Raw genomic sequence first — 12,525 nt, 5'->3', positions numbered from 1 at the left:
GGCTCAGCCGCCGGCGCGGATGAAGCCGATCGGCCAGGCCCGCGACCACACGCCGCAGTCGCCGCCCTTGTCCTCGACGACCAGGAGGTAGAAGGCCGGCGGGACGACGTCGGAGCTGTTGATCCCGCTGAACCGCCCCTCTCCCTCGGGGACCTCGACCGTGCCGAGCTTCTCCTGGAGCTGGTCGTCGAAGACCTGCACGCCCCAGCCGCGGTCGGCGACCGAGTCGGGCACGGTCAGCGTGATCTCCGCGTCGGGGGAGACCTCGACGACCGGCGGCGTGCTGTCGTAGCGCACCTCCTCGCCGTCCTCGCAGCCCTGGACGGCGCGGGCGTTCACGTCCTGCCCGCCGACCTGCACCCGCACCTCGCCGGGTCCCTCCTCGCTCGAGCAGCCGGCCAGCAGCAGGGCCACGGCGGGCAGGAGGGCGGTGGTGCGACGGAGGTTCACTGCGTTCCCATGGGTGTCGTCGGGGCGTCCGGTCGGACCGGCGCGGGGGAGGGGCGGCCGGCCACCAGGCTCCACACCACCAGGCCGACGGCGAGCACCAGCAGCGCCGCGGCGACGGTGAAGCCGATCCAGCCCGTGGTGGGCAGGGCGATGCCGAGGCCGCCGCCGGCGACCCAGGCCAGCTGCAGCACGGTCTCGGAGCGGGCGAACGCCGAGGCGCGCAGCCGCTCGGGCACCTCGCGCTGGATGATCGCGTCGAGCGCCACCTTGCCCAGCGCGTTGGTGATCGCGGCGACGAGCGCCACCACGGCCGCCATGGCGAAGCTGTAGAACACCGCGGCCAGCACCGTGACGGCCGCGGCGGTGGTCGCGGAGAGCAGCACCACGCGGTCCGGCGCCGCGGTCTGCAGGCGGGAACCGGCCGCGGTCCCGGCGAAGCTGCCCACCCCGGCCGCGGCGGCGACCGTGCCCAGGGCGAGCGTCGCCTCCCACCCGCCGGTGTACGTCGCCTGGACGAGGAACGCCAGGAAGATGGTGAGGAAGCCGGTCAGCCCGCGCAGCGCCGCGCTGGCCCGCAGCGCCAGCACCACGTGCGGGCTGACCCGGGTCCGGCGGCGCCCGGGCACGGGGATCTCGGCGGTGCGCAGCACGTCGGCCGGCAGCTCACCCGCGGGGACGTCGACGTGCCGGGGCAGCCGGACGGCCAGCACCCCGGCGACGGTGAACACCGCGGCGGTCAGCCACAGCTCCGGGGCGAAGCCGAGCGCCCACGCGACACCGGCGGCCACCGCCCCCGCCGCACCGGAGGTGGCCAGCCCGAACACCGACAGCCGCGCGTTGGCCGAGGTGAGTGACATGGCCGCCGGCAGCACCCGCGGGACGACGGCGGCGCGCAGCACGTTGTGCGCCTTGGAGAGCACCAGGACCCCGAGCGCCGCGGGGTAGAGCAGCAGGTCGTCGAAGTGCGTCGCCATGACCAGCGCCAGCGCCGCGCGACCCAGCGAGCTGGCGCCCAGGGCCCACCGGCGGCCGCGCTGCAGCTTGTCGAGCAGCGGCCCGATGACCGGCGCCAGCACCGCGAACGGCGCCATGGTCACCAGCAGGTAGAGGGCGACGTTGCCGCGCTGGGCGTCGGTCGTGGCCGCGAAGAACAGGGTGCCCGCCAGCGAGACGGCGATCATCGCGTCGCCGGCCATGTGCAGGGCGTTGACCCACAGCAGCTGGGTGAGCCCGGTGGCCTCGGCCCCGTCCGCCCGGCTGGCCGCCTGCACCCGGCGGGCGGCGGCCCGGCTGAGCTGCCGCGTCCGGGCGACGGCGACGCGGGTGACCGTGACCTTCCCCGGTGCCTGCGGCAGCGGCGCCGTCGACGGCCGGGTCAGCGGCGTCGTGTCGGCCCGGTCCGGCGGGATCGGCCCGGGGTGGCGGGAGGCGGGCACCTCCCCATGGTGCCGCACCCACCTGGGAGGACGGTCCGTTGCCTCGCCCGGGGGATCCGCCCCACCACCGCCGGCCCCCCTCAGGGATGATGGGGGACGTGCCCGATGCCCACGCCTCCTCCTCCCGGTCCGCTGCCTCCGGCCCGCTCGCCGGGGCGGTCGAGCAGGCACGCGCCGCCGCCGTGGAGACCGCCGGCGACCCGGACCTGGTGGGCGAGCACCTCGGGGCGTCCCCCGAGGTGTTCCGGCCGACCGCCGACGACGTCCCGGCCGAGGCGCTCGGCTCCGTCGTCACCCACACCTTCGCCAGCCGGCTGCCCGGCTACGTCGGGTGGCACTGGGCGGTGACGGTCGCCGGCGTGCCCGGCGAGGACACCGTGACCGTCGACGAGGTCGTGCTGCTGCCCGGTGACTCGGCGCTGCTGGCGCCGGCCTGGGTGCCCTGGCACGAGCGGCTCCGCCCCGGCGACCTCTCCGTCGGCGACGTGCTGCCCTCCACGGAGGACGACCCCCGGCTGGTCCCCACCTGGACGGCGTCCGACGACTCCGCCGACGACCCCGAGGGCCGGGTCGTCGCCGAGGAGCTCGGCCTGGGCCGCGAGCGGGTGATGTCCGCCGAGGGCCGCGCCGAGGCGGTCGCCCGCTGGAACGCCGGTGACTTCGGGCCCGGGTCGGCCATGGCCCGCTCCGCCCCGGGGCCGTGCGCCACCTGCGGGTTCTGGCTGCCGCTGGCCGGCTCGCTGCGCCAGCGGATCGGCGCCTGCGGCAACGTCTACGCCCCGGCCGACGGCCGGGTCGTCACCGCCGACTACGGCTGCGGGGCGCACAGCCAGGCCACGCTCGTCGTCACCGAGCCCACCGAGGTGGTCAACTCGGCGCGCTACGACACCGGGGCGTTCGACGTCCTGACCGACTAGTCCTTGCGGCCGAGCTGGCCCTGCCAGCGCATGATGCCCAGGCCCAGGAGGGCCAGGCCGATCGCGGCCAGGCAGGTCCAGGTCCAGAGCCGGTCGACGCGGTCGCCCAGGAGCAGCACGACGACCAGGGCGACCGCCCACAGCGCGATGCCGGCGAGGACGACGCGGGCGGTGTCCACGCGCAGCGGCGGGGGAGCCTGCTTGGTCGGTCGGGCCACGCTGCGACTCTAGGTCGAGACCGCACCGTGACCGGGAACGGGTTCGCCCGCACGGGTGCATGAACGATCATGTGGCACGCTGTCGCCGCTCGTCAGCCGATGCCCGGGAGTCCTCGATGTCCGATCCGTCCCGCCCGAACCAGGGCTTGTCCGCCACGGAGCAGGCCACCGCGCCGCGCCGCAGCGAGGGCCCCCGCGTCCGGCCGAGGAACGGTCTCGACCGCTACTTCGAGATCAGCGCCCGGCGGTCCACCGTCACCCGCGAGGTGCGCGGCGGGTTCACGACCTTCTTCACGATGGCCTACATCGTGGTGCTCAACCCGATCATCCTGACCGGCGCGGACATCAGCGGGAACGAGCTGCCGTTCGCCTCGGTCGCCGCGGTCACCGCGCTCATCGCCGGCGTGATGACGATCCTCATGGGGGTCGTCGGCCGGTACCCCTTCGCGCTGGCGACCGGGCTGGGCATCAACGCGATCGTCGCCGTCTACGCCTCCACCCAGCTGTCCTGGCCCGAGATCATGGGCCTGGTCGTGCTCGAGGGCCTGCTCATCACCGTGCTGGTGCTCACCGGCTTCCGGCGGGCGGTGTTCGAGGCCATCCCGCCGCAGCTGAAGACCGCGATCGCCGTCGGCATCGGCTTCTTCCTCACGATCATCGGCCTGGCCGACGCCGGGGTCATCCGCCCGGGCAACCCCCTGATCAGCTTCGGTGTCGGCGGGCAGCTCGCCGGCTGGCCGCTGCTGGTCTTCGTCGTCGGCCTGCTGCTCATGGCCGTCCTCGTGGTGCGCAAGGTCAGGGGCGCGCTGCTCATCGGCATCGTGGCGACCACGGTGCTGGCGATCGTCGTCGAGGCGATCGCCGACATCGGCCCGAAGTTCGGCGCCGACGGCTCGGTCAACGACCGCGGCTGGGCGCTGCAGGTGCCCGAGCTGCCGGACGACGTCGTGAGCAGCCCCGATCTCTCGCTGATCGGCAACTTCTCCCTGTTCGGCGGCTTCGAGCGGATCGGCATCATCGCCGCGCTGCTCATCGTCTTCTCGATCATGATCGCCGACTTCTTCGACACGGTCGGCACCGTGACCGCGGTCGGGGCCGAGGGCGACATGCTGGACGAGAAGGGCAACCTGCCCAAGTCGCAGCCGGTGCTGCTGGTCGACTCGATCGCCGCAGCCGCCGGTGGCGCGGGCAGCGTCTCGTCGAACACCACCTACATCGAGAGCACGGCCGGTGTCGCCGACGGCGCCCGCACCGGCTTCGCCAGCGTCGTCACCGGTGTGCTGTTCCTCGTGGCCATGCTGTTCACGCCGCTGGTCGAGATGGTGCCCTCGGAGGCCGCCGCGCCCGCGCTGGTCATCGTCGGCGCGCTGATGGTCACCCAGATCCGGCACCTGGCCTGGGACGACATGTCCCTGGTCATCCCGGCCTTCCTCACGATCGCCCTGATGCCGTTCACCTACTCGATCACCAACGGCATCGGCGCCGGCGTCATCACCTACGTCCTGCTGCGGACGGCCACCGGCCGGCGTCGCGACGTGCACCCGCTCATGTGGGTCATCGCGGTGCTGTTCCTCGTCTACTTCGCCCTCGAGCCGCTGCAGCAGCTGTTCTGAGCGAACTACTGAGATAGGCTAAAGACTGTGAGCCGGACGACGCTGGACACCGCCGCGCTCGCGCACGACCTGCGCCTGGCGGTCATGCGCTTCTCGCGGCGGCTGCGCAACCAGCGCGTCGACACCTCGGTGACGCTGACCCACCTGGCGGCGCTCTCGACGCTCAAGCGGCACGGTCCGATGAGCCCGGGCGAGCTGGCGGGCCACGAGCGGGTGCAGCCGCCGTCGATGACCCGGGTCGTCGTCGCGCTCGAGGGCATGGGCCTGGTCACCCGCACCCCGCACCCGACCGACGGCCGGCAGGTCGTCATCGACCTCACCCCGGCGGCCGACGAGCTGCTCAACGCCGAGGCGCAGGCGCGGGAGGCGTGGCTGTCCGGCCGGCTGCAGGAGCTCTCGGCCGAGGAGCGGGCGGTGCTGCGCGAGGCGGCCGAGATCATGGACAAGCTGGCCAGTGGGTGACCTCCTCGAGCGCTGACCAGGACACGGAGGGGCGCCGGCGCGGCGGGGGCATGTTCCGCTCGCTGCGGGTGCCCAACTTCCGGCGCTACGCCTCGGCGAACCTGGTCAGCCTCACCGGTACGTGGATGCAGCGCATCGGCCAGGACTGGCTGGTGCTCCAGCTCTCCGACGACAGCGGGATCGCCCTCGGGCTGATCACCGCGCTGCAGTTCGGCCCCACCCTGTTCCTCAGCATGTACGGCGGGGTGCTCGCCGACCGCTACCCCAAGCGCCGGCTGCTGATCGGCACCCAGGTGCTGATGGGCCTCCTGGCGCTGCTGCTCGGGCTGCTCGTCGCCACCGACGCCGTCGACCTGTGGCACGTCTTCGTCCTGGCCGGCGGCCTCGGCGCGGTCTCGGCGATCGACGCGCCGGTGCGCCAGGCGTTCGTCTCGGAGATGGTCGGGCCCGAGCTGCTCACCAACGCGGTGAGCCTGAACTCCACGATCTTCAACGGCGCCCGCCTGGTCGGGCCCTCGGTGGCCGGGCTGCTCATCGGCTGGGCCTCGGGCGACACCGCGCCGGCGTTCTTCGTCAACGCGGCGAGCTTCGCGTTCACCATCGTCGCCCTGGCCTCGATGCGCGCCGACCAGCTGCACCCCAGCCCGCCCGTCGCCCGCGCCAAGGGCCAGCTGCGGGCCGGGCTGGCCTACACCTGGGCGCACCACGACCTGCGGCTGGCCATGGTGCTGGCCTTCGTGATCGGCACCTTCGGCTTCAACTACCAGGTGACGATCGCGCTCATGGCCCGCGAGCAGTTCGGCCTCGGCGCGGAGGCCTTCGGCCTGCTGTCGACGACGTTCGCGATCGGCTCGCTGACCGGCGCCCTGCTGTCCACCCGCCGCAGCGTGCGCCCGCGGCAGCGCTTCCTGATCGGGTCGGCGGTCGTGTTCGGCGTGCTCACCGTCGTGGCGGGGCTCGCGCCCGGGTACGCCGCGTTCGCCGTCCTGCTCGTGCCCACGGGCGCCGCGGCGCTGGTCTTCAGCGTCGCCAACAACAGCTTCGTGCAGCTCGGCGCCGATCCGCAGATGCGCGGGCGCGTGATGGCGCTCTACTTCATGTGCTTCATGGGTGGCACGCCCGTCGGCGCCCCGCTGATCGGCTGGATCTCCGAGCACCTGGGCGCGCCGTGGGGCCTGATCCTGGGCGGCGCCGTCGTGGTCGTCGCGGGCGTGGCCGCCGGGGCGGTGCTCGCACGGGGCCGGTCGGTGCGCCTGGAGGGCTCCCGCCGGAGGCCGTGGCTACGGCTGCGGGTCGGTCCGCGCGGGGTCGCCGCACCGGGCCTGCGGGCCGCGGAGGAGGCCGTCGCGGCGCAGGCGCCCGGGAGCCAGGCGACCGGTCGCTGACCGGCTGCCGGACGGCCGGCCGGCGAGTAGCCTCGCAGCCGCAACGCCCAGCGTCGGGAGTTCGCCATGGCCGGCCCGCTCGTCCAGCTGCTGCTGATCCTGCTGGTGCTCTGCGCCGTCGTCGTCGGTTACCTGCCCGCCGAGCGCTGGCTGGCCGAGCGCCGTGCCCGGCGGCACGTGCGGCCGCCGCACCGCCCGCTGCAGCTGGTCGCCGCGGACATCCGCCGGCTGGCCGGGCAGCTGGCCCGCGTGCCGGCCGGAGCGCCCATGACCCGGCGACGCGCGCTGGAGGCCGCCTACGACGACGTGCTGTGCGAGGCCGCGGAGATGCTGGACGTGCCGCAGGAGCTGCGCGGCCTCCCCGAGGGGAAGCGGCGCGAGGCCGAGCGGCACCGGCTGGTGGCCGCGCTGGCCGCGGCCGGGCTGGCGGTGGGCGGCTGAGCACCGCGCGGCTGTTCTTCGCCGTCGATCCACCGGCGGAGGCGCGTGCGCACCTGGCCGCCGCGGTCGACCCGCTGCGCGCGCTGCCGGGTGCGCCCCGCTGGACCCCTCCGGACCGCTGGCACCTCACGTTGCTGTTCCTCGCGGCGGTGCCGCGGGCGCTCGTGCCCGAGCTGGTCGAGGCCGCGGCGCCCGCCGTCGCGGCCACGCCGCCGATGCGCCTCCGGCTGGCCAGTGGCGGCCGGTTCGGGTCCGCCCGGCGCCCGCAGGTGGCGTGGGCGGGCCTGGACGGCGACGTCGTCCCGCTCACCGAGCTGGCCCGGCGGCTCGGCGTGGTGGCCGGCGGGCTGGGGCTGCCCGTGGAGGACCGGCCGTTCCGCCCGCACCTGACCCTCGGCCGCTGGCGTCCGCGGCAGGCCGCGGACGGCTCGCTGACCGACCGGCTGGCGGGCTACCGGGGCCCGGGGTGGGTCGCCGACGAGGTGCGGCTCTGGGAGAGCCGGCTCGGCGCCGAGTCCCGCTACGAGCGGGTCGCCGCCTGGCCCCTGGTGCCTCGGGCAGAGGAACCGATGCCTACGGAACCCGGGCGGAAACCATAGGCATCGCCTCCTGTGCCCGGGTCACCAGGCGTACTCCACGGGCGCCGGCCGGTAGCCCGGGAAGATCTCGTCGAGGCGGGCCAGCTGGTCGTCGGTCAGCCGGATCTCCAGCGCCCGGAGGCCGCCCTCGAGCTGCTCCATCGTCCGCGGGCCGACGATAGGCGCGGTCACGCCGGCCTGGTGCAGCAGCCAGGCGACGCCGACGTCGGCGGGCTGCTGCCCGAGCTCGCGGCAGAACCCCTCCCACGCCTCCAGCGCTGCGCGGTGCTGCTCGATCCGCTTCCGGTTGCGCTCCTCGCCGCGGCGCCCGCCCTCGGCCTTCTCCAGCGCGCCGGCGAGCAGGCCACCCGCCAGCGGGCTCCAGGGGATCACCCCGATCCCGAGGTGCCGCGCGGCCGGCAGCACCTCCAGCTCCACGTGCCGGGTGAGCAGGTTGTAGTGCGACTGCTCGCTGACCAGACCGAGGAAGTGCCGCCGGGCCGCCGCCGCGTTGGCCGCGACCAGCTGCCAGGCGGCGTGGTTCGACGAGCCGACGTACAGCACCTTGCCCTGGGCGACGAGCGTCTCGCAGGCCTGCCAGATCTCCTCCCACGGCGTGCGCAGGTCGACGTGGTGGAACTGGTAGAGGTCGATCCAGTCGGTGCCCAGCCGGCGCAGCGACGCCTCGCACGCCCGGACGATGTTGCGGGCGGACAGGAAGGTGTCGTTGGGCCAGTCCGACATCCCGCCGTAGACCTTGGTGGCCAGCACCGTCTTCTCCCGGCGCTGCCCGCCCTGGGCGAACCAGCTGCCGAGGACCTCCTCGGTCCGGCCCTTGCCCGCCTCGAAGCCGTAGACGTTGGCGGTGTCGAAGAAGTTGATCCCCTCGGCCAGCGCCCGGTCCATGATCGCGTGGCTGTCGGCCTCCTCTGTCTTCCAGCCGAAGTTCATGGTGCCCAGGCACAGGCGGGAGACCGACAGGCCGCTGCGGCCGAGGTGCGTGTAGTCCACGGGGATCACCCTGGCACCCTGGTCGCCGTGCCGCAGAACGATCAGCCCAGCTCCGCCTTCGACGTCGCGACCGCGGTGCGCCGCGCCGAGGGACCGGTCCTGGTCGCCGACCTCGACCCGACCTGGGAGGTCGGCGGCGGGATCCTCAACGGTGGGTACCTGCTGTCGGTGGCCGGGCGGGCGGCGGTGCTGGACAGCCCGCACGAGCACCCCGTGGCGATGTCGGCCAGCTACCTGCGGGCTGCCTCGGGCGGACCGGCCACCCTCACCGTCACCCCGGGGCCCGCGGGACGGACCCTCGCCCACTCGCTGATCACCCTCGCCGACGACGGCGGGCCGGTCATCACCGTCCAGGCGACGACGGCCACCCTCGGCGACGAGGCGCCGGAGTACTCCGAGCCCGCGCCCGAGGTGGCCGGCCCGGACGAGTGCATCGACATGGCCGAGCACGCCGACAAGGTGCCGGTGCCCGTGCAGCTGCCGGGCCTGACCCGGCACGTGCAGAGCCGGCTCGACCCGGCGACCGCGCTGTGGGCGCTGGGGCAGCCGCAGGAGGAGCCGGTGCTGCGCGCCTGGGTGCGGCTGGCCGACGGCCGCCCGGCCGACCCGCTGGCGCTGCTCACCTTCGCCGACGTGCTCCCGCCCACCGGGTTCGCCCTCGGCCGCACCGGCTGGGCGCCGACCGTCCAGCTGCAGGTGCTGGTGCGCGCGCTGCCCGCGCCGGGCTGGTGCCTGGTCGAGGCGCGCTCCAGCGAGATCGCCGGCGGCTGGGTGGACGAGGACTACCGGGTCTGGGACTCCACCGGCCGCCTGGTCGCGCAGAGCCGGCAGCTGGCCCGGGCGGCGCGGCAGCGCTAGGCGGGCAGCTCGACGTCGCCGGTGAGGTAGCGCTGGACGGTGGGACCGACGGCCGCCACGACCGACTCGGGCGCCGCGGAGGCCAGCGGCTCGACCTTCAGCACGTACCGGGCCATCACCAGGCCGATCAGCTGCGAGGCGGCCAGCGAACCCCGCGCCTCCCGCTCCGCCCTGGGCAGGCCGAGCGTGCCGACGACGTGCCGCAGGATCTGCGAGACCAGGAACTCCCGCAGCAGCCTGGCCGTCCACTCGTGCGCGACGGCGGAGCGGACCAGCGCGAGCGCCGCCGGCCGCATGGGCCCGTCCCACACGCGCAGCAGCAGCCGGACGATGTTCTCGCCCAGGTTCTCCTCGCCGCCGGCGAGCACCTCGGGCAGCAGGTCGCCGGGGTCGGCCGGGGCCTCGATCGCGGCCAGGAACAGCTTGTCCTTGCTGCCGAAGTAGTGGTGCACCAGGGCGGGGTCGACGCCCGCGGCCGCGGCGATGCCCCGGATGGTGGCGCCGTCGAACCCCCGGTCGGCGAACAGCTGACGGGCGGCGGCCAGCACGGCCTCGCGGGTGCCCGGGTTGCCGGGGCGCCGCCCCGACCGCCGGGCGGGAGCCGGTTCGGCAGTGCTCAGCTCGTCCTCCTCCGCAGGGTGCCCGCCGCCAGGGCGAGGGCGAGCACGGCCACGCCGGCCACGATGCCGACGTCAGCCCACATGGTGCCCGTCGCCTCGGCCGAGCGTCCCACCTCCTGGAGTGCCTCCACCGCGTAGGTGAGGGGGAGGACGTCGCTGATCGCCTGCAGCCAGCCGGCCATCTGCTCGCGCGGCACCAGCAGGCCGCACAGGAAGAACTGCGGGAGCACGACCACCGGCATGAACTGCACCGCCTGGAACTCGCTGCGCGCGAAGGCGCTGGCCAGCAGCCCGAGCGCCACCCCGAGCACGGCGTCGACGACGGCGATGAGCACCACGAGGGCCAGCGCCCCGGCGACGTCGAGGTCGTACACCGTGCTGGCCACCGTCACCGTGATCAGCGCCTGCAGCGCCGCCGCGAGCCCGAACGCGGTGCCGTACCCCAGCAGCAGGTCCAGCCGCGACAACGGGGTGGTCAGCAGCCGCTCCAAGGTCCCGGTGGTGCGCTCCCGGAGCATCGCGATGCTGGTCACGAGGAACATGACGACGAACGGGAAGATGCCCAGCATGGTGAGCCCGACCCGGTCGAAGAGGCCGGGCTGACCCGGCGGGGCCGGCAGGTCCTCCCACAGCAGGTAGAGCAGGCCCAGCAGGAGACTCGGGACGACCAGCATCAGGGCGATGGTGCGGTGGTCGTGCCGCAGCTGGCGCAGCACGCGGCCGGCGGTGGCCCCGGTCAGCCGGGGGCTCAGCGCGCCCGGCGTGCGGACCGCGGTGGCGGTGGTCATGCCCGTGCTCCTTCCCGCTCCAGGACCAGCCGGAGGAAGGCCTCCTCCAGGTCCTCGGTACCGGTGCCCGCGCGCAGCTGCGCCGGTGTGGTGTCCGCGAGGAGGTCGCCGTCGCGCAGCAGGAGCAGCCGGTCGCAGCGGGCGGCCTCGTCCATGACGTGGCTGGAGACGATCAGCGTCGTGCCGGCCGCGGCCAGCGCGGCGAACCGGTCCCAGAGGTCGACGCGCAGCACGGGGTCGAGGCCGACCGTCGGCTCGTCCAGCACGAGCAGCTCCGGGTCACCGACCAGGGCGCAGGCCAGCGACGCGCGCCCCGCCTGCCCCCCGGACAGGTCCCCGACGAGCTGGCCGGCGGCGTCGGCGAGACCGACGTCGGCGATGGCGGTGTCGGCCTCGCGGGCGCCGCGGCCCTGCAGCGCGGCGAAGTACCGGGCGTTCTCGCGCACGGTGAGGTCCGGGTACACGCTCGGTGCCTGCGTCACGTAGCCGACCCGGCTGCGCAGCGCCGGGGTCCCGGCGGGTCTCCCGAGCACGGTCACCTCGCCCGAACGCACCTTCTGCACGCCCACCACCGCCCGCATGAGCGTGCTCTTGCCGCTCCCGCTCGGCCCGAGGAGGCCGGTGACGCGGCCCGCGGGCACGGAGCAGCTGAGCCCGTGCAGGACCCGGTTGCGTCCTCGGTCGACCACCAGGTCCCGGACCACCACGGCGTCCATCTCGGCTCCCTGGAACTCATCGGATGATGAACTCAACGCTAGATGAGTTACCGGCCGGCGGTCAACGGTCCGCCGCCCGGCAGGCATGATCGACGTCGTGCCCGCACCCGTCGTCATCACCGATCCGCAGGACCCGCGGGTGGCCGACTTCCGCGACCTCAAGGCGGGGGACCGCCCGGAGGGGGCGCCGAAGGGCACCGCGCCGGTGATCGTGGAGGGCGTCCCCGCGGTCGAGCGGCTGCTCGCCTCTCCCTACCGCGTGCGTGCGGTGTTCGGCGTGCCCGGGCGGGTGGCCGCGCTCGACCTGCCGGAGGGGGTGGCCGCCTTCGAGGCGGACAAGTGGGTGCTCTCGGAGGTGATCGGGTTCCGGCTGACCCGGGGCGTGCTCGCCTCGGCGGACCGCCGCCCACCCGCCGATCTCGACGAGCTGCTCACCGGCCCGGATCCCGCCGCGCCGCGGCGGCTGGCGGTCCTCGAGGCGCTCAACGACGCCGAGAACCTCGGCTCGATCGCGCGCTCCGCGGTGGCGCTCGGCGTCGACGGCCTGCTGCTCGACCCGCGCTGCGCCGATCCGCTGTACCGGCGCTCCGTGCGGGTCTCGATGGGGCACGTGCTCTCGCTGCCGTTCGCCGTCCTGCCCGACTGGCCGGAAGGCCTGGACCGGCTGCACGACGCCGGCTACCTCACCGTGGCGCTCACCCCCGCCGACGACGCCGTCGACCTGGCCGACGTCGATCCGCGCGCCCACCCGCGCACCGCGGTGCTCCTCGGGGCCGAGGGGCCGGGCCTCACGCCGGAGGCGCAGCGGGCCGCCCGGGTGCGTGCCCGGATCCCGATGCGGGCCGGGGTGGACTCCCTGGGCGTCGCGGCCGCGGCCGCGGTGGCGTTCGCGACGATCCGCTAGCTGTACTGACCGGAGACGTTGGTCGAGGAGTTGTGACGACGGGATCTGAGTAGGTCTTGTTCGGGGAGGACCTCCGGACGTGGAGTGGAGCTGCTGAAGGCGACCACTGCACGAACCCGGAGGTCCTC

General features: G+C 74.7%; 15 protein-coding genes. 8 read left to right on the top strand and 7 right to left on the bottom strand.

What is annotated here, in order from left to right:
- Positions 1–3: 3 nt before the first annotated feature.
- Both DQ241_RS19160 and DQ241_RS19155 read right to left on the bottom strand, forming a co-directional pair.
- The gene (locus DQ241_RS19160) at positions 4–450 is read right to left on the bottom strand and encodes a DUF2771 family protein (protein WP_199584751.1); all 447 of its coding nucleotides are present in this window, start codon (positions 448–450) and stop codon (positions 4–6) included.
- A complete protein-coding gene (locus DQ241_RS19155) occupies positions 447–1,886 on the bottom strand; it encodes an MFS transporter (protein ID WP_233492568.1) in 1,440 nt (479 codons plus the stop codon). Before DQ241_RS19155 ends, DQ241_RS19160 begins: the two co-directional genes overlap by 4 nt.
- An 89-nt stretch (positions 1,887–1,975) precedes the next feature.
- Here DQ241_RS19155 and DQ241_RS19150 point away from each other — a divergent pair, with 89 nt between their 5' ends.
- Positions 1,976–2,803 carry a DUF3027 domain-containing protein gene (locus tag DQ241_RS19150; RefSeq protein WP_113831817.1) on the top strand — a complete coding sequence of 276 codons (828 nt, stop codon included), beginning with the start codon at positions 1,976–1,978 and terminating at the stop codon, positions 2,801–2,803.
- Here DQ241_RS19150 and DQ241_RS19145 read toward each other — a convergent pair.
- Positions 2,800–3,021, bottom strand: a complete 222-nt coding sequence (locus tag DQ241_RS19145; RefSeq protein ID WP_113831816.1) for a DUF2530 domain-containing protein — start codon at positions 3,019–3,021, stop codon at positions 2,800–2,802. The two genes, DQ241_RS19150 and DQ241_RS19145, sit on opposite strands and share 4 nt — an antisense overlap.
- 116 nt (positions 3,022–3,137) lie before the next feature.
- Here DQ241_RS19145 and DQ241_RS19140 point away from each other — a divergent pair, with 116 nt between their 5' ends.
- From DQ241_RS19140 to thpR, 5 genes are all read left to right on the top strand, one after another.
- Positions 3,138–4,634 carry an NCS2 family permease gene (locus DQ241_RS19140; protein WP_113831815.1) on the top strand — a complete coding sequence of 499 codons (1,497 nt, stop codon included), beginning with the start codon at positions 3,138–3,140 and terminating at the stop codon, positions 4,632–4,634.
- 27 nt (positions 4,635–4,661) lie between these two features.
- Positions 4,662–5,096 (top strand): MarR family winged helix-turn-helix transcriptional regulator, encoded by a 435-nt coding sequence (locus tag DQ241_RS19135; protein WP_113831814.1) that lies wholly within the window; start codon positions 4,662–4,664, stop codon positions 5,094–5,096.
- The gene (locus DQ241_RS19130) at positions 5,093–6,481 is read left to right on the top strand and encodes an MFS transporter (protein WP_233492566.1); all 1,389 of its coding nucleotides are present in this window, start codon (positions 5,093–5,095) and stop codon (positions 6,479–6,481) included. The genes DQ241_RS19135 and DQ241_RS19130 overlap by 4 nt, the downstream gene beginning before the upstream one ends.
- A gap of 66 nt (positions 6,482–6,547) precedes the next feature.
- Entirely contained in the window at positions 6,548–6,922 is a 375-nt protein-coding gene (locus tag DQ241_RS19125; RefSeq protein ID WP_113831813.1) for a hypothetical protein, read from the top strand.
- The gene (gene thpR, locus DQ241_RS19120; protein WP_113831914.1) at positions 6,919–7,521 is read left to right on the top strand and encodes an RNA 2',3'-cyclic phosphodiesterase; all 603 of its coding nucleotides are present in this window, start codon (positions 6,919–6,921) and stop codon (positions 7,519–7,521) included. The genes DQ241_RS19125 and thpR overlap by 4 nt, the downstream gene beginning before the upstream one ends.
- Before the next feature lie 21 nt (positions 7,522–7,542).
- On the opposite strand, the gene DQ241_RS19115 is transcribed toward thpR, so the two are convergent.
- On the bottom strand, positions 7,543–8,511 hold the full coding sequence (locus DQ241_RS19115) for an aldo/keto reductase (protein WP_113831812.1): 969 nt from the start codon (positions 8,509–8,511) through the stop codon (positions 7,543–7,545).
- Positions 8,512–8,538: 27 nt separating this feature from the next.
- Here DQ241_RS19115 and DQ241_RS19110 point away from each other — a divergent pair, with 27 nt between their 5' ends.
- Complete coding sequence (locus DQ241_RS19110) at positions 8,539–9,369, top strand: acyl-CoA thioesterase II (RefSeq protein ID WP_113831811.1); 831 nt, start codon at positions 8,539–8,541, stop codon at positions 9,367–9,369.
- On the opposite strand, the gene DQ241_RS19105 is transcribed toward DQ241_RS19110, so the two are convergent.
- From DQ241_RS19105 to DQ241_RS19095, 3 genes are all read right to left on the bottom strand, one after another.
- Positions 9,366–9,917, bottom strand: coding sequence for a TetR family transcriptional regulator (locus tag DQ241_RS19105; RefSeq protein ID WP_113831810.1), 552 nt, complete (start codon positions 9,915–9,917; stop codon positions 9,366–9,368). The two genes, DQ241_RS19110 and DQ241_RS19105, sit on opposite strands and share 4 nt — an antisense overlap.
- A 68-nt stretch (positions 9,918–9,985) precedes the next feature.
- On the bottom strand, positions 9,986–10,777 hold the full coding sequence (locus tag DQ241_RS19100) for an ABC transporter permease (protein ID WP_199584750.1): 792 nt from the start codon (positions 10,775–10,777) through the stop codon (positions 9,986–9,988).
- Positions 10,774–11,493, bottom strand: a complete 720-nt coding sequence (locus tag DQ241_RS19095; protein ID WP_113831809.1) for an ABC transporter ATP-binding protein — start codon at positions 11,491–11,493, stop codon at positions 10,774–10,776. The genes DQ241_RS19100 and DQ241_RS19095 overlap by 4 nt, the downstream gene beginning before the upstream one ends.
- A 97-nt stretch (positions 11,494–11,590) precedes the next feature.
- On the opposite strand from DQ241_RS19095, the gene DQ241_RS19090 reads away from it, so the two are divergent.
- Complete coding sequence (locus DQ241_RS19090) at positions 11,591–12,397, top strand: RNA methyltransferase (protein ID WP_233492565.1); 807 nt, start codon at positions 11,591–11,593, stop codon at positions 12,395–12,397.
- Positions 12,398–12,525 lie beyond the last annotated feature (128 nt).

The organism is Blastococcus sp. TF02A-30 (assembly GCF_003319185.1).
Lineage (GTDB): Bacteria > Actinomycetota > Actinomycetes > Mycobacteriales > Geodermatophilaceae > Blastococcus.
Note: the sequence above shows the minus strand (reverse complement) of the source record. Positions and strands in the feature narration are given on the sequence as shown.

Bases quoted from the DNA above. Each gene is read 5' to 3' on its own strand.
- DQ241_RS19095 (WP_113831809.1), bottom strand. From the start codon at position 11,493: ATGGACGCCGTGGTGGTCCGGGACCTGGTGGTCGACCGAGGACGCAAC.
- DQ241_RS19150 (WP_113831817.1), top strand. From the start codon at position 1,976: ATGGGGGACGTGCCCGATGCCCACGCCTCCTCCTCCCGGTCCGCTGCC.
- DQ241_RS19125 (WP_113831813.1), top strand. From the start codon at position 6,548: ATGGCCGGCCCGCTCGTCCAGCTGCTGCTGATCCTGCTGGTGCTCTGC.
- DQ241_RS19100 (WP_199584750.1), bottom strand. From the start codon at position 10,777: ATGACCACCGCCACCGCGGTCCGCACGCCGGGCGCGCTGAGCCCCCGG.
- DQ241_RS19140 (WP_113831815.1), top strand. From the start codon at position 3,138: ATGTCCGATCCGTCCCGCCCGAACCAGGGCTTGTCCGCCACGGAGCAG.